Origin of the sequence: Gemmata sp. SH-PL17 (assembly GCF_001610855.1) — a bacterium.
Lineage (GTDB): Bacteria > Planctomycetota > Planctomycetia > Gemmatales > Gemmataceae > Gemmata > Gemmata massiliana.
Map to the genome: position 1 here is coordinate 119,974 of NZ_CP011271.1, position 24,866 is coordinate 144,839.

Sequence of the window (24,866 nt, forward strand, 5' to 3'; positions counted from 1 at the left end):
GCGCGGGAGAGCACAATGGCGGCGCAGCGCCCGGGGCGCTACGAGGCAAATTGTACCGCACACCCGCGCTCCGATTCACCTCGGAAATTACTGCGTTACAGATTCACCAAAGGAGGCAGCCATATGTCGCGTGTTTGGTTCGCACTCGTATTCGCACTTGCCCTCGCGCTCCCCGCGCGCGGAGAGGAACCAGCCGTGGTGAAGCTCTGGCCCGGAAAAGCGCCAGGAGAAACCAAAGACATCGGCGCGGAGAAGTTTCTGGAGCAAAAGGGACCGAACGATGTGAAGCGGCTCGGCAATGTGAGCGAGCCGACCATCACCATTTACTCCCCTCCCAAAGACAAAAACACCGGCACTGTGGTCGTTGTTGCGCCCGGCGGGGGCTACAGCATTCTGGCGATCGAGCACGAGGGCTCGGACGTCTGCGCGTGGTTGAACAAGCTCGGCGTCACCGCTGTGTTGTTGAAGTACCGCGTGCCGAAGCGCGACGCGCAAACGCCCGAAAACCTCGCGATGGTGCAGGACGCGCAACGGGCAATCAGCTTGGTTCGCAGCCGGCAAAAAGAACTCGGCATCGACCCCACGCGCGTCGGGATGCTCGGGTTCTCTGCGGGTGGGCACCTGACAGCTTGCACCGCACTCACAAAGAAGCGAATGTACGACGCGGTCGACAAGGCGGACGAGGTCTTCAGTCACGAACCGAACTTCGCGATCCTCGTCTATCCAGCGTACCTCACCGATAAACAGGGCAAACTGAAGCCGGAATACGAGGTGAAGCCGGACTCGCCGCCGATGTTCTTCGCGCACTCGTCCGATGACCCGGTCACAAGCGAGGGCAGTGTCGCACTTTACACGGCACTGACGAAAAACAAGGTGCCCTCGGAATTGCACCTCTACGCGAGCGGCGGGCACGGATACGGCATGAAGAAAACTTCGCACCCATGCTCGACCTGGCCCGATCGGGCCGGCGACTGGCTGAAAGCACGCGGATTACTCGACCAACCGAAGCCGCCAACGGAAACCGGCAACAAGAAGTAACGCGACCTTCGGGGGTGGGGGCGTAGAATTTCCACGCCCACTTCTCGCGGAGTGCTTCATGCGGTTCCACGCCCTCGCTACCGATTACGACGGCACCATTGCCCACGACGGTGTCGTGGACGACGATACGCTCGCGGCCCTTGAGCGCCTGAAGAAGTCTGGGCGCAAACTCGTGATGGTGACCGGCCGCGAGTTACCCGATCTGCTCGCGATCTTCCCGCGCCTCGATCTGTTCGATAGCGCCGTCGTCGAGAACGGCGCAGTCGTTTATATCCCGGCTACCAAAGAGGTCCGCGTCCTCGTCGAGCCCCCGCCGCCCGCGTTCGCGGAAACCCTCCGCACGCGCGGGGTTACGCCGGTTTCTACCGGGCATGTCATCGTCGCCACGTTCGAGCCGCACGAAAATACTGTGCTCGACACTATTCGCGACATGGGCCTTGAGTTACAGGTGATCTTCAACAAGGGCGCCGTGATGGTGCTGCCGTCGGGCGTGAACAAGGCCACGGGTCTCGCCGCGGCACTCACGGACCTGGGATTGTCGCCGCACAACGCAGTCGGCGTCGGAGATGCCGAAAACGACCACGCATTCCTCAAAGTGTGCGAGTGTTCCGCCGCGGTCGCGAACGCGCTCCCCGCGGTGAAAGACACGGCCGACATCGTGATGCCGGGGAAACGCGGCGCGGGGGTAACGCAACTCATCGACAGGATGATTGCAGACGACCTTTCCGATCTGAAAACGCTCGCCCGACACCGTGTTCCTGTGGGTGAAACCGAAGACAAGCAGGAAGAAACGGTCGACCCGGCCGGCGCCGGCCTACTGGTGTGCGGTACCTCGGGGAGCGGGAAATCGACCCTCACGACCGCGCTCATGGAGCATATCGCTGACGCGGGTTACCAGATTCTCGTGGTGGACCCAGAGGGGGACTACACCAACCTTGAATTCGCCACCGTTCTCGGGAGCCACCAGCACGCCCCGCGACCCGAAGACGTGGGTGATGCTCTAAAAGACACGAAGCGGTCGATCGTGGTGAACCTACTCGGCGTCCCGCTCGCGGACCGGCCCGCGTTCTTCGCACAACTCTTGCCGCGTGTACTTGAAGAGAAGGCCCGCACCGGGCGCCCGCACTGGCTCGTTGTGGACGAAGCGCACCACATGCTCCCCACGGGGCCAAATGCAGAAAACCTCGCAGCACAGTTACCAGACCGCGGAACGCTGTACATCACCGTTCACGCGAGCGCGATGGAACCGGCCGCGCTCCAGTACGTTGGTACGCTGCTCGTGATCGGCGGGCACCCAGAGAAAACAATCGAAACGTTCTGCAAAGCGACTAGCGAAAACAAACCCAAATGCCCCGCGGTTGAGGGGGACAAGTTGCCGACTGGTGACGCGATGGTGTGGCGCCGCGGGGAAAAGAACGCGGTCATCGTCCACACGAAGCCACCGCGCACCGAGCGCAAGCGGCACTCGCGCAAGTACGCCGAGGGGAATGTTGGCCCGGAACGGAGCTTCTACTTCCGTGGGTCGGAAGGGAAGCTGAACCTGAAGGCGTCGAACCTGTTCTTGTTCGTGCAACTGGCCGACGGGGTGGACGACGAAACCTGGGACTTCCACCGCAAGAGCGGCGACTACTCGAAGTGGATTCGCGACCAGATCAAGGACAATCAGCTCGCCGACGAGTTGGCCGAGATCGAAGCAGACTCTGCGGCCGCTCCGAAAGACACTCGCGCCGCGGTTCGTGCCGCGATCGAAGCGCGTTACACGCTGCCGAGCGATGCCCCGACCGGCAAGATCGATTGAGGATCTAATGGCCACGCCCAAGCGACCCGCAAAGAGCACCTCCAAAGCAACGAAGGCGCGAAAAAGCGGCACTCCTCCCAAGTCGGCTCCTGCGGAATCCGAGCCGCCGAAGCCACGATCCATTCTCGTGGTGGACATTGGCGGCACGAACCTGAAGGTGCTTGTATCAGGGCAAACGGAACCGCGCCGGCACCCGTCCGGCCCCGGTTTCACCCCACAACAGATGGTCGAGATCGTTCGCGAACTCGCGCACGACTGGAAGTTCGACGCGGTATCGATCGGGTACCCCGGCCAAGTGGGGGAACATGGCCCGCGTCAGGAACCGGGCAACCTCGGTCCCGGTTGGGTCGGGTTCAACTATGCGGCCGCGTTCGAGCGCCCGGTGCGAATCATCAATGATGCCGCGATGCAGGCACTCGGCAGCTACGACGGCGGCCGGATGCTGTTCTTGGGCCTGGGTACGGGACTCGGCTCGACACTAATCGCTGGGAACGTGATCGTACCGTTGGAATTGGGCAACATCCCGGAACCGGGCGGGCGCACGCTCGGCGACGTACTCGGGCGCCGCGGAATGAAGCAGCTCGGTAAGAAACGCTGGCGTAGAGCTGTGGCGTGGGCAGTACCCGCACTCATGGCGGCAATGCTCGCGGATTACGTGGTGATCGGCGGTGGGAACGCGAAACAAATCAAAGTTCAGCCACCGGGGTCGCGTTTGAGCAACAACCTGACTGCGTTTCGGGGCGGTTTTCGGTTGTGGCACCTGGACGACGTTCACACACTTCGCGACGGCGACGAGCAACCACCCGAATCCCCTAAAACCGCCGAGTGGCGTCTGATCTGAAGTGCCGGGCAGCCACGTCGATCGGCCGCTTTGTCACATGTCTCCACATCAGTCTGTTTCCCCGGCACGCGCGTCGAGTATGATCGCCGCGTGTCGTGAGCGTTTCGTTCTTTCTTGCTCCGTCGGGGGCACTCAAATGGGGGCAGAACATGGCGAGCAAGTGGCTCAGGTAAGGTGGTCGATGAATCACTCCGACGATTTGCCGGTCAATGGGGAGAATTGAACGCCGGGCAGCGGGCCGCGATTGTTCGCGACTTCAATCGCACCTTGCCCGATCAATATCGCCCAATGGTCAACAACTATTTTGCGGCGCTGGACCGGACACACGGGTACGTCGACCGTATCGACGCAAGCACGGTTATGAACGCGGCGACCGCGGGCGCGCTGGGCGATTTCTTCCAGTACACGATCGACCACCCGGTCACGCTCCCGCGCCAGAAATCGGCCCTGCTCCCCATTGTCGGGAAGAACATCGAGGGGACGCGCGTCTCGATCTACAACGCATCCGTCCAGGCCAAACACCCGCTGCTGGGCTTGCGCCTCAAGAACACCAGTGGGGCGCACCTGAATCAAGGGCCGATCACCGTTTTCGAGGGCAGTACCTACGCCGGGGACACGCGCGTTCTGGACGTCCAGCCCAACGAAGAGCGCCTGCTCTCCTACGCGATTGATCTGGGCACCGAGGTCGACCCCAAGGCTGGCGCGGGCCAGCAGAAGATCACCAGCATCAAGGCCGTGAAGGGTATCGTGACAACCACGACGAAGGTGACCGAGGAGACAACGTACAAGGCGGTGAACCGCTCCCAGACAGACCGCACATTGCTCATCGAGCACTCGAACCGGACGAACCAGCAGTTCAAACTGGTGGACACGGACAAACCGGCCGAGGACACGCCCGAAGTGTTCCGGTTTCAACTCTCGATCAAGGCTGGGGACACAAAATCGTTCACGGTCAAGGAAGAGCGGGACGGTGTGAGCACGATCGCACTGACCAACGGGGCCGAGGACCAGATCCGATACTTCGTGTCGCTCAACGAGATCAGCGCGGGTCTCAAGAACAAGCTCAACGAGGCGCTCAAACTCAAGGGCGCCTGGGACAATACCGCGCGCGAGCTGAACCATGTGAACGGCGACTTGCAGCGGTTCACGGTGGACCAGGACCGGATTCGCAAGAACCTGCGCGAGACGCCGAAAGAGTCTGAAGTGTACGCGACCTATCTGAAGAAACTCTCGGACCAGGAAAAGGAGATCGACGCACTCACGGCCAAGCAGAAGGGGCTTATGGCCGACGAGTTCGGCGCCCGCAAGAAGTACGATGATTTCCTCGCCAACATCTCCGACTGAGATGATCGCGGTCAGTGTCTGGTGGTACCAAGCCCGTTCACCCGCTTCTGTTTGCGGCGAACGGGCTTTCTTGCCAATTTAGAGTTCTGGGGTGAGGTTCTCGCACCGTTCGGCCGGCGCCGGACTAAAATGCAAGTATGGCGACGGTTTACTTCGACTGGTCTGACTACGCGCCGCGGGAATTTACGGGTGGAGCCGTTACCGTTGGCAACTTCGACGGCGTCCACCGTGGGCATCAGGCTCTCGTTGCTGAGGCCCGGCAGCACGCGGAGAGTGTTCGAGGACCGGTGGTCGTCGTCACGTTCGATCCACCACCGCACCAGGTTCTGCACCCCGGATCGGAACGCCCGCCACTCACAACCATCCTCCAGCGCGCGGACCTTCTGCACGCGATCGGGGCCGATCACGTCGTCGTATTGCGCACCAGCCCCGCGCTCCTCGCACTGAGTCCCGAAGCCTTCTTTGAGGACGTTATCGTTCGGCAACTCGGTGCGAAGGCGCTCGTTGAGGGGTACGACTTCCGCTTCGGACGCGGGCGCGCAGGCACAAACGAGACGCTCCGAACGATGTGTGCCGACGCGGGGCTGGAATTCACCGCGATCCCGCAGTATTCGATCGGAGGGGAGCCGGTTTCCAGCAGCCGCGTTCGTGCCGCACTCGTGAGCGGAGACGTGTCGCGTGCGGTGGAACTGCTGAACCGTCCTTACCGTATTGTGGGGACGGTCGTAACCGGCGCGCAACGCGGGCGTACCATTGGGTTTCCGACCGCGAACCTCGATAACGTGCGCACGGTTCTGCCGGGGAATGGTGTGTTCGCTGTTCGCGCGACCGTGGACGGTGTCACCCACCCGGCCGCCGCAAACATCGGTCCCAACCCGACATTCGGCGAAGACGCACGCAAGATCGAGGTTCACCTCATCGGCTTCACCGGCGATCTGTACGGCCGAGAGATGAGCGTCGAGTTCGTCTCGCGCCTCCGCGAGACGAAACCATTTAAGAGCGTGGGTGAACTGACCGAGCAGTTGAAGCGAGATATCACGCGCGCTCAAGACGTATTGAGCGCGGAGAAGGTGAGGGCCGAGTCATGAGCCTGAAAGAGCGCGTCGAACACGCACTGAAAGTCGAAATCGCCCCGGCGCTCCTGCTTGACGGCGCCGGTATCGAAGTGCTGGAGGTGGAGGGCGGCATCGCGTCGGTGCGGCTGTCCGGCGTGTGTGCCGGGTGCCCGGCCACCATCATGACGGTGCTCACCTCACTCGAAGACGAGCTGCGCAAAAAGGTACCCGAGGTCGAAATTCTGGAAGCAGTCCCGTAGCAGAGCAGTTTCGCTCGTAACGACTGTGGCGCGGTGGTTTTGTTAGGGGCTGGAGGATGCGGTCCATGTTCCTCGGCTACAACACAAACGGTTTCGCTCACCACCGGCTCGACGATGCGATTGCGATTTTGGCGGAGCTGGGTTACGGCGGGGTGGCCCTTACACCCGATGTGAACCACCTCGACCCCGAACAGGTGAACTACGCGGGCCGGTTGGCGCTCCTCCGCGGGGATCTGCTTCGGTACAAGTTGCAGCCCGTGATCGAAACCGGCGCACGGTTCCTCCTCGATTCGCGCCAGAAGCACCAGCCCACGCTCATCAGCCCCACCCCTGACGAGCGCGGGACGCGGTTCGATTTCCTCTGCGAGTGCGTGCAACTCGCGCACGAACTGCGCGCCGAGTGCGTGAGTTACTGGTCCGGTACCGCGACCGACGGCGCCCCCCCCCCTGTGCTGATGGACCGGCTCGTTGAAGAGTGCAAGCGCCTCGCGGACGTTGCCGCGGAGAAGGATGTCCGGCTCGCGTTCGAGCCGGAACCCGGGATGTTCATCGATACGATGGACAAGTTCGCGGACCTGCACGCGAGCGTCAACCATCCCGCGTTCGGGCTCACGATTGATATCGGGCACCTCGTCCACAACAGCGAACTGCCCGTCAGCAAGTTCCTCACGGATTGGAAGCACGTTCTCTGGAACATCCACATCGAGGACATGCGCCACGGGGTTCACGACCACCTGATGTTCGGTGAGGGCGAAGTCGATTTCGCTGACGTGTTCGCGGGATTACGCGCCGCGAACTACACGGGCGGCGTGTTCGTAGAGTTGAGCCGCCACAGTTTCGACGCCGTGAACACTGCACGCACAGCAAAATCCTTCCTGGATCAACACTTCGGCGAATCTCTCCGGTGAATGCGTGGCTCAATCAGCGGGCCGAATTTCCTGCTAGCTCCGGTCGTCCGGCTCTGGTAATATAACTTCGAGTTGAACACACTCTCCCGCCCGCGCTCGTTGAATCCTGCCTACCATCCCGAACCCGCGTTCGGACTTCGTCTTGAGCTCACTCATGCTGCGAATCGCACTCGTTGCCGTGCTCGTTGCGCCGTCGGTCGCATTGGCCGCGGACCCGGCGCCGCTCGATGCGAAGAAGGTCGAATTCTTCGAGACGAAGATCCGGCCGGTATTGATCGAGCAGTGCTACAAGTGTCACTCCGAAGAAGCCGTAAAGGACAAGAAACTCAAGGGCGGCTTGAAGCTCGACACGAAAGCTGGCTTGCTCGCTGGCGGAGAAACTGGGGCCGCGCTGGTGCCGGGCAAAGTCGATAAGGGCACGCTCCTTCAGTCGATGAAGTACACCGACGAACTGAAGATGCCGCCGAAGGGCAAGTTGCCGGACGCGGTCATCAAGGACTTCGAGAAGTGGATCGCCGACGGTGCCGTTGACCCGCGTGAGGGCGGAGCAGCAAAAGCGACCGGGGTCGACATCGAGAAGGGCAAGCAGTTCTGGTCATTCCAGCCACCGAAAGAAGTACCCGTTCCGGGGAACGCCAAGCACGCGATCGACGGCTTCATTCAGGCGAAATGGGCTGAAAAAGGGCTGACGCCGGTTGCGCCGGCCGACAAGCGCACGTTGATTCGCCGCGCGTACTACGACCTCACCGGTCTCCCCCCAACGTCGGAAGCCGTGGACGCCTTCCTTGCGGATAATTCGCCGAACGCCTTCGAGAAGCTAATCGATTCGCTGCTCGCGTCGCCGCAGTACGGCGAGAAGTGGGCGCGGCACTGGCTCGATGTCGCCCGCTTCGCAGAAGACCAAGCTCACACCTTCGAGGTGAAGCCCAAAGCGCAAGCGTGGCGCTATCGCGACTGGGTGGTCGCCGCGTTCAACGCCGATATGCCTTACGACCAGTTCGTAAAACTCCAGATCGCCGGGGACGCACTACCCGACGCGCCGAGCGACCCGTTCATCAAGTTCGCGGGCCTCGGGTTCCTCGGGCTGGGGGCCGAATACTACAAGAACACCGCCGCGGCGCAAGCCATTGCGGAGGAACTCGACGACCGCGTGGACACGCTCACTCGCGGGTTCCTCGGGCTGACCGTCGCGTGCGCGCGGTGCCACGATCACAAGTTCGATCCCATCCCGACGAAGGACTACTACTCCATCGCGGGCATCTACATGGGCACGACCATGAGCGACGCCCCACTCGGTCCGCCGGACGAAGTCAAGGCGTTCACAACGGCACAAACCGATCTCAAAAAAGCCAACGAGAAGTTCAGGAAGACTCAAGCTGAAATCAAAGCGAAGAAAGACTCCTGGCCGACGCTGATCGCGAAACTGCTCACACTGAAAGCAACAACCGAAGAACTCGCGAAAATCAAAAAGAACATGCCCCCCACCCCGCCGGTCGCGCACGTTATCAGCGGTAACGGCAACGGCATGAAGGTGTACATTCGCGGGAACCCCGCGACCCCGGGCGAAAACGCGCCCAAGGGCTTCCTGCAAGTGCTGCCGTCGCCCTCCCCTTCTGGGAACGGCTACACCCGCCTCGACCTCGCGAACGCGATCGGGTCGAAGGATAACCCGCTGACGGCGCGCGTGATCGTAAACCGCGTCTGGGCGTGGCACTTCGGGCGCGGGCTGGTGAACACGCCCTCCAACTTCGGGAGCCTCGGCGACAAGCCTAGCCACCCCGAACTGCTCGACTGGCTCGCGGTGAACTTCGTCAAGAACGGCTGGTCGATGAAGTGGTTACACAAGCAAATCATGACTGCGTCGGCGTACCAGCTCTCGTCGAGTGTGGAGGGTACAACCGGGTCCGCAACTCGTGATCCGCGTGCAGAAGACGCCGCGAACGTGTATTTGTGGCGCGGAACGCGCAAGCGACTGGAAATCGAGGACTGGCGCGACTCGCTGCTCGCGGTCAGCGGCACACTCGATCCGAAGTTCGGTGGGCCGACGTTCGACCTGCGCGACGCGAACGCGAAGCGCCGGACGCTCTACGCGAAGATCAGTCGCCACGAACTCGACGGACTGCTCCGGCTCTTCGACTTCCCCGACGCGAACGTGACCGCGGACAAGCGCACCGTCACCACGGTCCCGCAGCAACAGTTGTTCGCGCTGAACAGTTCGTTCATGGTTTCACAGGCAGAGGCGTTCGCGAAGCGGGTCGAGAAGCTCGGCACCACGGACGAAGAGCGGGTAACGGGTGCGTATCGCATCGCCTTCGGCCGCACCCCGGAAAAAGCCGAGCTGGATTTGGCGCTCCGGTTCCTGAAACTTCCGCCGAAAACTGACGACAAACTTACACGCTGGCAGCAATACGCCCAGGTACTCCTTGCTAGCAATGAACTATTGTACGTGGATTGACGCACCCCGTGCCGCTCCCGGGTATTGATGAGTGCGGACACTCCCGCTGGTGTGCGTAAACTGAGGTGGACCGTCCGTAGGAGGCGGGACAAACTCAACTAGCGGGTGTCGAATGAGCAGCCAACCGGAAACCTCTCCTCACCACCGGGCCGACGTAGAAGTTTCGCAAGACGGCGCCAAGGTGACGCTGAAGGCGCCCACCGGCGGGACCAGCCTGACCTCCGACGAAGCGCAGGAACTTGCGAGCCGCATTTTCGAGGCCGCGGCACGGGCCTCGGGTGATGACCCGGTCGAAAACGACTGGGTGCGGCTGCCGATGCAGTACCTCCGACTCTCGGCCGAGCGCCTCGATTTCGCCCCGGACGGCGACGAGAACAAGGTTCCGGCCCCGAACAGCGACGAACCCGACGGGAGCGCTGCGGAAGTTCACTGTTGGATCAAGGACCAAACCCAGGGGAACGCGATGCATATCGCCGCCGGCAACGTTGCCGAGCACGGGTGGTACATCACGGAAGTTCTCGAACACCAAGGCGTAACGCGGACCGACTTCGCGGATAGCGAGTACCTGCAATATTTCGAGAAGGCGCTCGTTGAGTCCGAAGTGTTCCTCTACGAGATCGAAGAAGAAGGCGAAACCGAGGGTTCTGACGATGCGTGATTTCGGGATTTCGCGCCGCGACATGCTTAAAAGCAGCGGCACCGGACTCGGGGTACTCGGCCTCGCGGGAATCCTCGCGAACGAGGCCCGGTCCGCGCCCGTCGCGAGCGCGAACCCGCTCGCCCCGAAGGTCGCGCACTTCCCGGCGAAGGCCAAGCACGTCATCCACCTGTTCATGAACGGCGGTCCGTCGCAGGTGGACACGTTCGACCCCAAGCCCGAACTCACCAAGCAGCACGGCAAACAGGCGGGTTCGGCGGGGTTGAAGACCGAGCGCAAAACCGGCGCGCTGTACAAATCGCCGTTCAGCTTCAAGAAGTACGGCCAGTCCGGAATCGAGGTGAGCGAGATCTTCCCGGAGATCGGTGCGTGTATCGACGACATCTGTGTCGTCCGGTCGATGCACACGAACATCCCGAACCACGAGCCGGGCCTCCTGCTCATGACGTGCGGGAACACGCAGCCCATCCGCCCGAGCATGGGGAGCTGGCTCACCTACGGTCTCGGCACCGAAAACCAGAACCTGCCCGGGTTCGTGGTGCTGTGCCCCGGGAAACCCGTCGTCGGCCCCGCACTGTGGAACAACAGCTTCCTGCCGGGCGTGTTCCAGGGGTGCCACATTCAGAGCCTCGATCCCAAGAAGGTCATCGAGCACATCCGCAACACGAGCGTCTCCGCGAGCACGCAGCGCGAACAGCTCGACCTGCTCAACCAGCTCAACGGGCTGCACAAGGACAAGCGCGGTAGCGACGACCAGCTCGACGCGCGCATCCAGTCGCTCGAAATCGCGTACCGCATGCAAACCGAGGCGCAGGAAGCGTTCGACGTGAACCGCGAACCGGTGAAAATCCGCGACGCTTACGGTAAAGGCTACTTCGCGGACGCCTGCCTCACGGCCCGGCGCCTGGTCGAGCGCGGCGTCCGGATGGTGCAGGTCTTCTACGGCAGCGGGCAACCGTGGGACGACCACGGCGAAATCGAGAAGGGCCACCGTGCGAAGGCGAAGGACAGCGACAAGGCCGTGGCCGCGTTGTTGCGCGACCTGAAGCAAACCGGGCTGCTCGACGAAACTCTCGTGCTGTGGGGCGGCGAGTTCGGGCGCACCCCGACGAGCGAGGGGCGAGCGGGCGCGACCACAACAACCACGGGTTCAGCGTGTGGATGGCCGGCGGCGGCGTGAAGGGCGGGATGACCTACGGCGCGACCGACGAGTTCGGGTTCGCCGCGGTGGACAAGAAAGTCCACATTCACGACCTGCACGCGACCATCCTGCACCTGATGGGTATCGACCACGAAAAGCTGACGTATCGCTACAGCGGGCGCGATTTCCGCCTCACGGACGTCGCGGGCACCGTGGTGAAAGACATCCTGAAGTAAGCGAAAAGGATCGAGAAAGCGCCGCGGATAAACGCAGATAACACGGATCAAGACAAGATCGAGTGAAGTAAGGAACGCTTACCCTATTTCGGGTGCGACCTCCTTCTCTTATCATCTACTGTCTTGATCCGTGTTATCTGCGTTTATCCGCGGCGCTTTATTCTTCGGTCCCGCACATGGCTTGGGGCGATCCGGTTCGCGTGCGCACCGCTGTTCATGATCGTGGCACGCACGTGGGTTATCTCACTACCGTCGGTTACCCCGATCGCGACATCACCGCGTTCTCCGGGGGCACGCCGTATTTTGAGATCGCCGTGTCGGACCTACAGGAGAAGCACATCACGCTCTTGCAGCGGTTCCGACAGCACTGGCTCGTTCACTGCGGTACGTCCTACGACACCGCGGACGTCGCGGGTGAATTGAAAGCGAGGGACACCATTAAGCTCGCGGTGTTTGCACTACGATACCGCGATCAGGAACCCCGGGTGCTGGTCGCTGCTCTAAAATCACACATCGAGCGGATATTAGGCGCGGACTTGCGGTAACGTACCGGGCGCCGATCATCAGGCGCCGCATCAGGATGCGCGGGGGGCGTTCTGCTCACACAGGAAAATGGCTCTCCTCATTCCAGGTCTTCACTTCATCTACTCTTTTTCTTCACAATCATTCGGTACAACTCCGGAATGACGACTGCCATTGCCGAACGAGGGCCGAGCGTGAATATGGCACTTTCCGGTTTGGCTCTCCCGCGCACCTCAAGCACATCCGATTCCCCGTCCACCGACTCCTTGTCGGAGAAGCTCGCAGTCCGTGGGGTGAATTTCTGGTACGGCGCGAAGCAGGCGCTCTTCGATATCAACCTGAGCGTCCCGGAACGATCTGTTACGGCACTCATCGGTCCGAGCGGGTGCGGCAAGAGTACGCTGCTCCGCCTCGTGAACCGGATGAACGACCTGATCGAAGGAACCCGGCGCACCGGCAACATTCTGCTCGACGGCGAAGACATTAACGCCTCCGGGCACGACGTGTCAGCGCTCCGCCGGCGAGTGGGGATGGTGTTTCAGAAGTCGAACCCGTTCCCGAAATCGATCTACGAGAACGTGGCTTACGGTCCGCGCGTATCAGGTGATCGCAACCGGGCGCGTCTGGACGAGATCGTGGCCCGGTGCCTCAAGCGCGCGGCGCTGTGGAACGAAGTGAAGGACCGCTTGGGATCGAGCGCCCTCGAATTGTCTGGCGGGCAGCAGCAGCGCCTGTGCATCGCCCGGGCACTGGCGACCGATCCCGAAGTGCTGCTCATGGACGAACCGGCCAGCGCACTGGACCCCAAGAGCACCCAAGCCATCGAAGATCTGATCGCCGAGCTGAAGCGCGAGTATACGATCCTCATCGTGACTCACAACATGCAGCAGGCGGCCCGTGTTTCGGACCAGACCGCGTTCTTCTTCGAGGGGAAACTAGTCGAGAGCGGCCCGACGGAGCAAATGTTCCGCAAGCCGCGCGAGAAACAGACCGAGGACTACATCACCGGGCGGTTCGGCTGATCGTGCCGGGACCGAGAATCGCGTGCGAACGAAGGCCGACCCGATTTTGGGCCGGTCTTTTTTCTTATCATCTCTATGGTTCGGACCATTTGTTCTGCACGCACCGTGCGGCCCATTCACCCCTCCCAGCGACCCGCCAACATGAAAGCCATTCAGCTCGAACAGCCCAAAGCCTTTCGCGAGATCGACCTGCCCGAGCCGGCGCAGCCGGGGCCGGGGGACGCGGTTGTGCGCGTGTTCCGCGTGGGCGTGTGTGGCACCGATTACAGTGGCTACCTCGGCAAGATGCCGTTCTTCAGCTACCCGCGCATCCCCGGGCACGAACTCGGCGTCGAAGTGGTCGCGGTGGGCGATGGTGTGGCTAACGTGAAACCGGGTGATAAGGCCGCGGTCGAACCGTACATCAACTGCCAACGGTGCTACTCGTGCGCGCGCGGCCACACCAACTGCTGTGAGAACCACCAGACACTCGGCGTCCACGTGGATGGTGGGTTGCGCCCGTTGTTCACGGTGCCAGCCCGGAAGCTACACGTCTCCACGAAGCTCTCGTTCGAGCAACTCGCGCTGGTGGAAACGCTCGGGATCGGGCTACACGCGATCAACCGCGCAAACCCGCGTGCGGACGAAACCGTGTTCGTGATCGGGGCCGGTCCGATCGGCCTCTCGGTGATCGAGTTCGCGAAACTGGCCGGCGCGCGCATCATCGTGATGGACCTGAACGAACAGCGGCTCGCGTTCGTGCGCGAGAAGATGGGCGTGACCGAAACAATCTTGTCAAAGGGCGTTCTCGAAGACGACGTGAAGACGTTCACCGACCTGACCAACGGGAAGCTCGGCAACGTGGTGGTGGACGCAACGGGCAGCGCGCGGAGCATGGTGAGCGCGTACAACTTCGTCGGCTTCACCGGCCGGCTCGTGTGGGTGGGCATCACCCAAGACCCGCTGACGCTCACGCAGCCGCTGATGCACCGGCGCGAGATGACGTTCATGGCGAGCCGCAACGCCCTGAGCCACGAGTTCACTCGAATCATCCGCCTCATTGAGGGCGGGATGCTGAACACGAACCCGTGGATCACGCACCGCGCCCCGATGAGCGACCTGATCGGCGTCTTCCCAACGTGGCTGAAACCGGAAGCGGGCGTCGTCAAGGCAATGGTCGAGGTAAATTGAACCGCGGTCGGTCACAGGTGCTTGATACACAGCACACCGGCCACCACGAGCAGCGCCCCGAGGACGCGGCCCGCGGTGACCGGTTGTTCTTTGAGCCCCATGAGCGCGAAGTGATCGAGCACTAACGAACACAGCAATTGCCCGCCGACCACCAACGCGATGAAGAGCGCGGCCCCTAACCGCGACGTGAGCGCGGCCCCAGCGAACACGATGAGAGCGCCGAGCGGCCCGCCGATCCAGTTCCACCACGGCGTTTCACGCAACGCGGCCATACTGGGCACCGGTGGCCGGAGTATCAACATCGCAAGGGTCGCGGTGATGATGGTCCCGCAAATGGAGAGGAACGCCGCGAACACCGGGTTGTCGCCGATGTTCTGCCGGAACTTACCGTTGGCCGAGGCTTGTAGCGCAATGCACGCGCCGGCACCCATTGCCAGCAGCGCGAAGATCGTGGTGTGCATGGAGAGCGTTGTAGGGCGTCACTTCGCAGTGGGCAGGTCCGCGTAGACGATCTCGCTCCCGTACAAGCTCTTCGCGCTCGCGATAACCTTCCCTTCGTTCGAGATAACGACGCTGAACCCGTACCCGCGCCATTCCTGCTTCTGATCGACACTCCAGTTCGCGCCGACGAGGTGGTGCTTGAACGGCTTCACGCGCTCGGGCAGTTTCGTCCACATCCACTCGGCCGGGTGCTCCGTGTCCACCCACGCGATCGGGTACAAGAGGCACCAGATTTTGTGCGGCTCGTACTTCTCCAGAATGGTGTGAATGTCGAAGCAGATGCCCAGCCCCACGCGGCCGTACTCGGTGTCGTAAGTCTGCACGCCCCGGTCACCGCTCGTGGCCCAGGATTTCTCCGGGTACGGCCACGGTGTCAATTTGCGGTAGTGCGCAACCAACCCGCCCTTCGGGTTGGCGAGGCCCACCGTGTTAAAGTACCGCGGATCGTTCTTACCGTTCTTGAAGTCCACTTCGAGTAGCGGAATCGTCAGGTAGATGTTCAGTTCCTTTGCGAGTGCACAGAAGTGTTTCGTAGATGTTCCCGGCACTTCTTCAGCGAAGTCTTTGGGGTCTTTCCCTTCAAACTGTTTCTCGATGGGCATTCCCTTCACATGCCAGTTCGTTTTGAGGTCTTGCGACAGATAACCGGTGATCGAGGTTTCGGGCAGCACAACGAACTTCGCGCCGGCATTCGCGGCTTCTTTGGTGAGCGCGGTGAGTTTCTTGGTGTTGCCCGCCACGTCACCGATGTCTGACGAGCATTGCACCGCCGCAACCTTCACGGTCTTCGGCACAGGTGGTACCACCACTGGGTCGGCGGTTGGTACGGTGAGGGCCGCGAGGAACGGAAAAAGCGCAAACGCGAAACGCATGGCGGAGCCTCCAGCGGGCCACGGGCAGAAGTTCAGCATCGCATCTCGCACGTAACGCCGCTGTCACGAAGATTCGCTGTCGGAGTTATCGAGGTGCAGGTGCGGACTCACACCCTTGCCGCCGCGAAGTTCGATCACACGGTCCGCGCGTCCCTGCGTCAGTAGCGCAGTGAGATCGACGCCCATTTCCCGGAGCGCGGCGAGGTGCGCGCGCTGGCGCTCGTCGCCCTGGCGCCGGATCTCCTGCTCGGTTTCGGCGTCGCGCCGGCGCTGTTCGCGGGTCGCGGAACGTTCGGCTTCCTTCTGTTGCCGTTCCGCTTCCTGGCGTTTGCGAGTCAGGTCGATTTCGGTGTCCACTTCGATCGCTTGTTCGGTGCGCCGACGGGCCGCGCGGTTCATTTGAGCAGTCAGTTTGAAGTCTTCCAGTGTTTGCGCTTGCTCCTCGGTCGCGCGTTCGAGTTGGAGCTTGGTACGGGCTTCGATCGCTTGATCGTGCATTGCTTGCAATCGGTCCGGCGCACCGTAACCGCGGTAGACCACTTTGTTGATGCGGTACCCGTTCTGTGTCGCCCGGGCGGTGAGCTGCCGGTACGTTTCCAGTTCGTTGAGCAGGCCAGTTTCCTTCTTGAACCCCTCGAACGTGCGGTGACCGAGGAAGTCCACCACGTCCGACGTGGCCGCGTTCACGAAATCGCCGATCGGATCATGCGTTGCGTCCAGCATCCGGTCGATGTCGAGTAGCTCGAAAAACATCATCCGCTTGATGGTGAGCACCGCGTCGTCGGCTGTGCGGACGTCGGTCACGTCGTGATACATCTGATCCGGCATCAGCCAGAGCTTCTGGAACACGAGCCCTTTCGCGACCTTCCGAACGCCCTGTGAACCGCCGTCGGAGCCGTGCCAAGAGAACGTGTGCAGCCACTCGCCCGGCGCGGGAACGAAGAGCGTAGGGCCGTAGACGAGGCGCCGGGTAATCGGCTGGTTCTCCGCGGCCCTCGAGTACACGACAACCGCTTCTTTCGCCGCGAGTTGTAGGGCTTCTTGCTTGGTAATCTGTTCGTGAATGCGTGGGTCGAACCACACGTCCGCAGGCCCTGCAATGTGCTCCTGGCGACCGTCGCGGAACCGGACGATGAGGAAGTCGCCGGGATGCGCGACGAAGTGCCGCATCCGCTCGAAACGGTTGGAGCCGATCCACACGCGCCACGGACCGACAATCACCTCCATGCGACCGTCCTTGCGGATCATCAAGGCGCGCTGCCCCTCTTCGACCGTGTAGTACCACACGCCGTTTCTCCCGAAATTGGGGGAACGTTCTTCGCCGGAATTGTTCAAACCGTATTCGCCCAGCCCCTCTGACATCTCATCTAGTTCAATGTCGTCGTTCACAACACCTTCGAGCTTGTGCGCACTGATAATCTGTGTTGGTTTCCGCGGCTTCCCCACGGAAGCGGAGGCGGAATGAGGTAAGCGCACGGCGCGCCAATCGCGCGGCGTTGGCGCGCTGGTGTGCGGCGCGGCGCCGGAGCTTCTGTCTTCTGTTCGCGTGAAATCGATCGCCGTATCGGTGAATTCGACGAGCATCGAATCAACGGACTGAGTTTCTGACTGGCCGTAGTGCTCGTTGATGGCGCGGAGGATATCTTCGTGCGGGTACTCGATGAATCTGATGTCTTTGTTGAAGATGAACGAAAGCTTGTCGCGTAACAGAATGTCGGACGGGTCGGTGGTGGCGACGTGTAACGTGCGCCCGTCGAGAGCAACCGGGAAGACGAAATTCTCGCGGGCCACCGATTCGGGGATCAGCTCTACCACCGCACGCGGCGGGTTCAACGCGGGTACATCGCCTGCGGATAGCGTTTGCGCGGCCTCTTCTTCCGCGAGGTGCTGCGCGCCTCGCCGCTGAATGAGTTTGGGGATCATGGAAGCCCTCAGCGCCTCGCGCTGGAAGCATTGTCACTTCAGACATGACACACCAACAATTCCGCAGGTACCAATCGTAAGAACAACGAACTGGCACCTGCGGTCGGGATTCACCTCAACGTGCGGTCAACCGAGCCACTTCCGCGCAGTCTTTGTCGCCGCGACCGGAGAAGCACACCACCACGACATCGTCCTTCGACCGTTTCGCGGCGATCTTCATTGCTTCCACCACCGCGTGCGATGTTTCCAGCGCTGGGAGGATACCTTCCGACCGCCCGCACAGGTGGAAAGCATCGAGAGCTTCTTTGTCGGTGACACTACAGTATCGCACGCGGTGCGCGTCGTGCCAGTAGCTGTGTTCCGGCCCGACGCCGGGGTAGTCGAGCCCCGCACTCACACTGTGAACGTCCGCGGTCTGGCCGTCGTCGTCCTGAAGCACGTAGCTGAAGCTCCCGTGCAACACACCCGGTTTGCCGTTACTCAGCGTGGCCGCGTGGTCGCCCGCCTTGGTGCTTCGCCCACCGGCTTCGACACCCACCAGTTCCACGATCGTATCGTCCACGAACGGGTAGAACATCCCGGCCGCGTTCGACCCACCGCCCACGCACGCAACGACGACATCCGGCAGCTTGCCCACCTGCGTGAGGCACTGCGACTTCGTTTCAATACCGATCGCCGACTGGAAGTCGCGCACCATGCGCGGGAACGGGTGCGGGCCGACCACGCTCCCGATGATGTAGTGCGTGCGTTCCACGCTGCTCATCCACTCGCGCATCGCTTCGTTCGTCGCGTCCTTCAGCGTCTTGCTGCCGCTCTCGACGGGGAACACTTCCGCGCCCATCGCGCGCATCCGGAACACGTTCAATTCCTGCCGCCGAATGTCTTCCGATCCCATGTACACACGGCACGTCATGCCGAAGAGTGCTGCAGCGGTCGCGGTGGCGACCCCGTGCATCCCGGCGCCCGTCTCCGCGATCACGCGGGTCTTGCCCATGCGCTTCGTGATGAGCGCCTGACCGAGCGCGTTGTTGATCTTGTGGGCGCCGGTGTGGTTTAAGTCCTCGCGCTTGAGGTAGATGCGCGCGCCGCCGGCCTCTTTCGTGAGGCGCTCGGCGAAGTACAGTCGGCTCGGGCGCCCGACGTAGTCGTTCAGCAAACGGTGGAACTCGGCGTCGAACGCCGGATCGTTTTTCGCATCGCGGTACGCCGCGTCGAGTTGTTCGAGCGCGAACATGAGTGTTTCGGGCACGAACCGGCCCCCGTAGGGACCGAACCGCCCGCGCGCGTCGGGAACGGCAGATATTGCAGGAGCTGTTGCAGTCGGCATGAAGAGTTCACCGCAGAGAACGCTGGAGGGCACGGAGAGATTACGACGAGATTGATTGTAGCAGCCCGAACGGGGTTCGCGCCGCGGGGCGAATGCGTCATAATCTCGGTGTCCGCCCCCGCACCCCGTGGTCGATTGCTCCCAATGCCCGAATTGCCGGAAGTGGAAACGGTTGTTCGAGATCTGCGCCCGTTACTCGTCGGGCGCACGATCACTGATGTCCGGCAAAGTCGGCACAAACTCCGGCGCCCGTGGAAACCTGCGTGGAACGCGAACGCCATCGACTCGGGTGTCGAAAGTGTTCGGCGCCGCGGGAAATGGATTCTAATAGATCTGGCCTCCCAACCGTCTTCCCCACTACTCCGAGTTCACCTCGGAATGTCGGGACAATTTACGGTCGTGCCCGCGGCACTAGCGGAACCGGATCACGTACACGTCGTGTTCGCACTCGACGGCGGGAACGAACTCCGGCTCCGTGACCCACGTCGGTTCGGGGCCGCGGAGTATTTTCCCGATCGTGCGGCACTCGAAGCCGAGATGAACGCGGACCTCGGTCCCGAACCGTTTAGACTGGACGCGGATTACTTTCGTAGCGCCGTTCGCGGAACCGCCCGCAATCTAAAGGCCATTCTGCTCGATCAGAAAATCGTCGCTGGCGTGGGAAACATCTACGCGGACGAGGCTCTGTTCCGTGCGAAACTGCACCCGGGGCGAACGGGTAAGAGTGTGACCAACGCGGAATGCGACCACCTCCGCGAAGCCATCGAAGCGGTTCTTCTGCGGGCCATCGAATCGCGCGGCTCGACCATTCGTGACTACGTGGGTGGGTCCGGTCTACGCGGCGGGTTTCAGAACGAGTTCGCGGTGTACGGTCGCACGGACGAACAATGCTCGACGTGCGAAACCGCGATCGTGTGCGCCCGCTTCGCCGGACGCGCGTCGCATTACTGTCCGCAGTGCCAAAGCCAAGGAAGTGGGAAGAAGGCGAAAAGCAAAAAGGCTCCGCGTGCGCCAACTTCCCGGTCCTGAGCCGATTCTGAACTGTGTTCCCGAATCTCGAATCCTGAACCCGATTTTCTGCCATGTCATATAAGGCGTTCAAGCGGCTGATCGGCGAAACCAGCCTGGAGCGGAAATGCCGCTGGCTGCTCGGAGCCGGCGTACTCATCCTGATGACCGGCAGCTTCCTCGTGTACGCGAAGCAAACGGAAGGTCTCGCTTTCGAGCAGCTCGAAACGACCGGCCGGGCACTGCTGTCGCCGACCGTCGCCCGGTTGCACGTGAAGGGTGAGCAGTTCGAGGCCGTGGACGAGTTCCAGAAACTGGCCGAGAAGAATTGGCCGGACACACTCAGGGGCTACAACTACAAGCTCATCAAACCCGACGCAAAAGATGACGACAACAAATCCATCAGCGACGACCTCACCGCCGTTCACCGCATCCAAAACGACCCCACCCGGAACGAAGAAACGCGCTTAGCTCCGAAAGAAAATGCGTTCTACTACTACGGAGCGATTCGGGCCGGGAGCACGTGCGTGAACTGCCATAAAGACTCCGCGAAAGTCGGCGAGCGGCTCGCGCGCCCCGACTTACAGCAGGGCGAAGTAATGGCGGTGGTTCGCATTCGGCTCTCCACACAGTCCATTGAGGAAGGGTTCCACACCAACCGCGCGGTGCTCTTCTCGTTCGCCATTGGCGCATCACTGCTCATCATCGCGGGGTGCTACCTCATCATCCGGTACGTCATCGTGAAACCGGTGAAGCACCTGAAAGAAGTGTCCGAAGCGATCGCGTCTGGCGAACTGAACATCCGCAGCGAGATCCAAACGGGTGATGAGTTCGAGGATCTGTCGCACGCCTTCAACCGCATGCTCCGCAATCTCACGAACATCCAGGAGCGGAACAGGAAGCTGATTGCGGACCTCGACCGGAAGGTAGACGAACTCGCGCGCGTGAACATGGCTCTGTTCGAGGGGAACCGGCTCAAGAGCGAGTTCCTGTCCACCATGAGCCACGAGCTGCGCGACCCGCTCACCAGCATCATCGGGTTCAGCGAAGTGCTTCTGGCGGCCGAGAACCTGACCGAGAAACAGCACCGCTACGCCGGGAACATCATGACGAGCGGCCAGCGCCTTATGGCCCTCATCAACGACATCCTGGAACTCGCGAAACTCGAAGCCGGCAAGATGCGACTCCACCCCGAACCCTTCAACGCGGCCCAAGCGTGCGAACACGCGGCGTCTCTCATCCGCCCGCAGGCCGAGAAGAAGAACATCGATGTGAAGGTGGTCGCGGACCCGAACGCCCCGGCCACGCGCCAGGACGCGGGCAAGGTGCATCAGATCGTCACGAACCTGCTCTCGAACGCGGTCAAGTTTACGCCGGAAGGCGGGCGCGTCACGCTCAAAGCCGCGACCGACGGGACCGACCTCGTGTTCACCGTATCGGACACCGGGGTCGGGATCGCACCGGAAGAACAGGATTTAATCTTCGAGAAGTTTCGACAGGCCGCGAACCCGATGACGCGCGAACAGGGCGGTACCGGGTTGGGACTTTCGATCGTGCGAGAACTAGCCAAGCTGCTCGGCGGCGACGTCACCGTTCACAGCGAACTCGGCCGCGGCAGCACGTTCACGGTGCGCATCGCAGCGCGCCTCACGGACGAACCGCTCCTGGGCTTCGAGTTAACCGAAGAACCGCCCGTTGCTGCTCCGCGCCCGGAAACGGTCGCGGGGTGAAATGTGCGGCCTTATGAGCGAGTCCGCGTCCGTTGGTTGCTACCAGCGGCTCGGGCTCGGGCTGACGTTACCCACGGGCACGGGACCGATTGTCAGCGGTACCCCGTAGATCGTCTTCCACCCCAACTCCACGACCGGCCAGATCGTCACATACGCTTGGGGCGCGCCGTTGGGTGGTACCAGGGTGATCCCCCCGCCCTCGCGCTGGTGATTCTCGGGCAAGCAATTGATGCGCGAGTATGGGTCCGCTTCGGACGGGTCCGCGAGGAACCGGCGCCCGTCCACCGCGACGATGCAGTGCGAAATCAGCCCCTGCCCGCCCCAAGACCAACACGCCTTCACAAGACCACGCTTACCGGAGCTTGAGTACGCCGGGAACGCCGGCACGAGCCGGGCTTCGCCGGCCAATCGCGTGCGCACCTGCGTCTCGATGGCTGATTTGGTGTCGGGATCGAATTCGCTGTGGTTGTCTCGCAGAAATGCCAAGTCCTCGGGCGCGAGCGCCGCTGTCGTGTCGATTTTTTGCCGGATGCTAGCAATCCGCTCGGCTCGCGTCAGTTGCCCTCGAATCTCATTCATACGGTCCATGAGAGGCGGGTACTCGGCGAGTGCCGCTCCGTGGGCCGTGAACTGTTTACGAAGCGCGACCGCGTCTCGCGCGGTGAGTGCCTCAGCAATCTTGCTCCACTTTTCGAGTCGGTCGCGTGCCAGCGTGAGTCGAGCGCGCAGTTCCTCACGGTCGGCCCGGTCGCTCAGGGTCTTACCGCTCTCGGCCCACAGCGCGAGCCACTTTTGGTCCTGTTTGTCTGCACGGGGCTCGTCCACTGCGATTCGTGCGAACCGGTCGAGCAACTGGCGCCGTTCAATAGCGCGCTCACCCTCGGCAAATAGCGCCGGATTCGCGCGGTTGAGGCGCTCCGCGGCCTTCGGGTTCTTCTCCTTGAGTTTCTCATACGCGGCCGCGATCGCTCGGTCTGACGGGCGCGGGTGCTCGACCGCGCGCTGGAACTCGGTGGCGAGCCACAGCCCTTCGGCTTGCTCCCCGGCGCGGTGCACGTATGGGTGCGAGTAGCCAGTGGGCAATTTTTTCGCCGCTGCGACAACGGCGTCCTCGGGTCCACCTTGTTCAGTCCGTTTGATCGCGAGAGCGAGTGCCTCCACAAGCGCCACTCGCTCTCGCGCTTCGGTTACCCGGTGAGCGAATGGGTGCGCTTCCGCGCAGCCGGCGAGCGCAGCCCCGTTCCCCCAAGCGGCGAGCAACTGGGTATCGCTCTCGTGAGACGCAACATTCGAGACGCGCCTTAGTCGCTCCAGAATCGGTGCCCAGCGAGCCGCGTCGATTCCACGCTGGCGGTGCATTTCGGTCAAAACAGGATGCAGCGGTCCGGCCGCGAGAACCGCCTGCCACGCTTCAGCAACCTCGCGCTCGGTTTGCGGAGATTTGGCGAGCACGCGGAGGAAATTGTCGGCCGCTGTGATTCGCACGCGCCAACCGGTCGCGGCCGTCTCGTAGAGACGCGCTTCCGGAACCGCCGTCAGTTTCGGGGCGTGGCCGTCCCAGAGTTTCACAAGCGCCCGACCGTCTCCCGGCGCGGCGACCACGGCTTTCAGTTCGTTGAGCAAAGCGACCTGTTCAGTTGCGGACCGAGCGCCCGCAATGAGCTTCGGGTCGGCCCAGTCATCGATCAGGGCGGGTTGGTACGTCGTCACTACAGCGCGTGGGTTGCGCTCGTCGAGCGCCTTCTTTACCGTGTTGCGCACCGCGACGCGCTTACGGGCCTCCTCGTAAATCGGCTTCACGTCGGACGGCAGCAATCGCCCAGTCGCGAGTAGCCGTTCGCCCTCGACCGCGATCTTCGCCCAATCCTTGGTTCGCGCGGCGCACAGTTCTCTCAACGAGCCAACCGGGTTCACGCGGTCCCACAGTTCTGCGGGCACGTCCTTGCCGTTTTTCTTGAGTCGCTCCGTTTCGGCCTCAATCTGACCCCAATCGCGCGCGCTCGCACCGGCGAGTTTCCGCAACCGGTCGAATGGATCGAGCACGAACGGCGGGATCTTACTGAACGGCTTGTCGAGCGCTTCGCGCAGTACCCGCGCCCACCCGCTTATTTCCGGGTCTTTGCACGCGATCAGGCTCGGCCATAGTTCGGACGCGGCCGGGTTTTGCATGTCCGCCGGAGTGAATAGCAGGTTCTCGTTATCAGTTTTTAGGACGTACTTCGCGTACAACAGCGGGTCCGCCGCGATCGCGCGGAGGGCAATGAAAATGACCCAGGCCGAGAATTGATCGAGATTCCCGTTGAGCCGCTCAACGGCCCGACCCGGGTGCTGGTACGCGGGCTTACCAAATTCGAGCTGTTCGAGCTTTTTCGCCGGATCGAGTGGATCGAGTGCGGGTACGCACATGCCGTCGTAATCGACCAGCACCGGTGCGTCGCCCACCACCATGATGTTGTCGTGCTGGAGGTCACCGTGTGCGATTTTCGCGGTCTGGAGCTGTTCTGTCAGAGCGACCCAACTATCGGCCATCTTGCGTATGTCGGCAATCCCGGCCGCTTTGCGCTCGACCGCTTGTCGCACCCACTCACCGAGCGATACGCCCCGCACCCAGCTCATGGTGAGAGTGGGGTACCAGAGTTTTCCGACTCGTATTCCGTTCGTGTGGTACCGGAACTTGACCACACACGACGGTTTCCGGGGACCGAGCGTCAGTTCGAGGTAGTCAGAAACAGCTTGGTAGCGCCGCGCGCGGTCCTCGTTGGGGAAATTGAACAGTTTGAGTGCCACGACGCCCTTCGGCCCGGTCATCTTGTACACACTGGCAAACGCACCCGACCGCGCGCGCGGAACCCCCATCGGGCTGCGCTCCGCCCGGCTCTGACGCAGGTCCGGATCGCGGAACGCGGTGTCCGGGTTTTGGAGGGCGTCCTTGTAATCGGATTGAGTGGGCCAGGATGGCATCGTATTTCGTGACTTCCTCTTCGGTCCCTACCAGGCACGACTGAAACGGCTCAGGTCAGTTGAGTGAGTTCACTCCAGGCCCGGAGGTACCAAATG

At 62.1% G+C, this 24,866-nt stretch carries 19 protein-coding genes and 1 pseudogene; 15 read left to right on the top strand and 5 right to left on the bottom strand.

From position 1 onward, the window contains the following. Window positions 1-123: 123 nt before the first annotated feature. The 13 genes and pseudogenes from VT84_RS00460 to VT84_RS00520 all read left to right on the top strand — a co-directional run bounded on the left by VT84_RS00460 (window position 124) and on the right by VT84_RS00520 (window position 14,448). Window positions 124-1,038, top strand: a complete 915-nt coding sequence (locus tag VT84_RS00460) for an alpha/beta hydrolase (RefSeq protein ID WP_082838110.1) — start codon at window positions 124-126, stop codon at window positions 1,036-1,038. A gap of 58 nt (window positions 1,039-1,096) precedes the next feature. Then, complete coding sequence (locus tag VT84_RS00465; RefSeq protein WP_052549191.1) at window positions 1,097-2,836, top strand: HAD-IIB family hydrolase; 1,740 nt, start codon at window positions 1,097-1,099, stop codon at window positions 2,834-2,836. Between the two features lie 7 nt (window positions 2,837-2,843). Then, window positions 2,844-3,677: an ROK family protein gene (locus VT84_RS00470; RefSeq protein ID WP_204249698.1), complete on the top strand. Its 834-nt coding sequence runs from the start codon at window positions 2,844-2,846 to the stop codon at window positions 3,675-3,677. 360 nt (window positions 3,678-4,037) lie between these two features. Further along, a complete protein-coding gene (locus VT84_RS00475) occupies window positions 4,038-5,021 on the top strand; it encodes a hypothetical protein (RefSeq protein ID WP_239465628.1) in 984 nt (327 codons plus the stop codon). Between the two features lie 137 nt (window positions 5,022-5,158). Next, on the top strand, window positions 5,159-6,109 hold the full coding sequence (locus VT84_RS00480; RefSeq protein ID WP_082838111.1) for a bifunctional riboflavin kinase/FAD synthetase: 951 nt from the start codon (window positions 5,159-5,161) through the stop codon (window positions 6,107-6,109). Then, window positions 6,106-6,336: a NifU family protein gene (locus VT84_RS00485; protein ID WP_052549185.1), complete on the top strand. Its 231-nt coding sequence runs from the start codon at window positions 6,106-6,108 to the stop codon at window positions 6,334-6,336. Before VT84_RS00480 ends, VT84_RS00485 begins: the two co-directional genes overlap by 4 nt. A 56-nt stretch (window positions 6,337-6,392) precedes the next feature. Further along, the gene (locus VT84_RS00490; protein ID WP_239465629.1) at window positions 6,393-7,244 is read left to right on the top strand and encodes a sugar phosphate isomerase/epimerase family protein; all 852 of its coding nucleotides are present in this window, start codon (window positions 6,393-6,395) and stop codon (window positions 7,242-7,244) included. A 154-nt stretch (window positions 7,245-7,398) separates the two neighbouring features. Beyond that, window positions 7,399-9,699 (top strand): PSD1 and planctomycete cytochrome C domain-containing protein, encoded by a 2,301-nt coding sequence (locus tag VT84_RS00495; protein WP_082838113.1) that lies wholly within the window; start codon window positions 7,399-7,401, stop codon window positions 9,697-9,699. A 112-nt stretch (window positions 9,700-9,811) separates the two neighbouring features. Then, window positions 9,812-10,357: a hypothetical protein gene (locus tag VT84_RS00500; RefSeq protein ID WP_052549179.1), complete on the top strand. Its 546-nt coding sequence runs from the start codon at window positions 9,812-9,814 to the stop codon at window positions 10,355-10,357. Window positions 10,358-10,532: 175 nt separating this feature from the next. After that, window positions 10,533-11,734, top strand: a pseudogene (locus VT84_RS00505) (DUF1501 domain-containing protein). 233 nt (window positions 11,735-11,967) lie between these two features. Then, a complete protein-coding gene (locus VT84_RS00510) occupies window positions 11,968-12,279 on the top strand; it encodes a hypothetical protein (protein WP_052549176.1) in 312 nt (103 codons plus the stop codon). Window positions 12,280-12,456: 177 nt separating this feature from the next. After that, window positions 12,457-13,278, top strand: a complete 822-nt coding sequence (gene pstB / locus VT84_RS00515; protein ID WP_052549175.1) for a phosphate ABC transporter ATP-binding protein PstB — start codon at window positions 12,457-12,459, stop codon at window positions 13,276-13,278. A gap of 141 nt (window positions 13,279-13,419) precedes the next feature. Further along, the gene (locus tag VT84_RS00520; RefSeq protein ID WP_052549173.1) at window positions 13,420-14,448 is read left to right on the top strand and encodes a zinc-binding alcohol dehydrogenase family protein; all 1,029 of its coding nucleotides are present in this window, start codon (window positions 13,420-13,422) and stop codon (window positions 14,446-14,448) included. 11 nt (window positions 14,449-14,459) lie between these two features. On the opposite strand, the gene VT84_RS00525 is transcribed toward VT84_RS00520, so the two are convergent. The 4 genes from VT84_RS00525 to trpB all read right to left on the bottom strand — a co-directional run bounded on the left by VT84_RS00525 (window position 14,460) and on the right by trpB (window position 19,071). After that, window positions 14,460-14,909, bottom strand: coding sequence for a DMT family transporter (locus tag VT84_RS00525; protein WP_052549172.1), 450 nt, complete (start codon window positions 14,907-14,909; stop codon window positions 14,460-14,462). A gap of 18 nt (window positions 14,910-14,927) precedes the next feature. Further along, window positions 14,928-15,821 carry a carbon-nitrogen hydrolase family protein gene (locus tag VT84_RS00530; protein WP_162271544.1) on the bottom strand — a complete coding sequence of 298 codons (894 nt, stop codon included), beginning with the start codon at window positions 15,819-15,821 and terminating at the stop codon, window positions 14,928-14,930. Between the two features lie 63 nt (window positions 15,822-15,884). After that, on the bottom strand, window positions 15,885-17,744 hold the full coding sequence (locus VT84_RS00535) for a hypothetical protein (protein WP_082838115.1): 1,860 nt from the start codon (window positions 17,742-17,744) through the stop codon (window positions 15,885-15,887). A gap of 115 nt (window positions 17,745-17,859) precedes the next feature. Then, complete coding sequence (gene trpB / locus VT84_RS00540; RefSeq protein WP_052549167.1) at window positions 17,860-19,071, bottom strand: tryptophan synthase subunit beta; 1,212 nt, start codon at window positions 19,069-19,071, stop codon at window positions 17,860-17,862. Between the two features lie 144 nt (window positions 19,072-19,215). Here trpB and mutM point away from each other — a divergent pair, with 144 nt between their 5' ends. Together mutM and VT84_RS00550 are read left to right on the top strand one after the other, a co-directional pair. Beyond that, window positions 19,216-20,100: a bifunctional DNA-formamidopyrimidine glycosylase/DNA-(apurinic or apyrimidinic site) lyase gene (mutM, locus tag VT84_RS00545; protein WP_082838116.1), complete on the top strand. Its 885-nt coding sequence runs from the start codon at window positions 19,216-19,218 to the stop codon at window positions 20,098-20,100. A gap of 53 nt (window positions 20,101-20,153) precedes the next feature. Continuing rightward, complete coding sequence (locus VT84_RS00550; RefSeq protein WP_052549165.1) at window positions 20,154-21,809, top strand: ATP-binding protein; 1,656 nt, start codon at window positions 20,154-20,156, stop codon at window positions 21,807-21,809. Window positions 21,810-21,848: 39 nt separating this feature from the next. Here VT84_RS00550 and VT84_RS00555 read toward each other — a convergent pair whose 3' ends face one another. Next, window positions 21,849-24,770 carry a hypothetical protein gene (locus VT84_RS00555; RefSeq protein WP_052549162.1) on the bottom strand — a complete coding sequence of 974 codons (2,922 nt, stop codon included), beginning with the start codon at window positions 24,768-24,770 and terminating at the stop codon, window positions 21,849-21,851. Window positions 24,771-24,866: the final 96 nt, after the last annotated feature.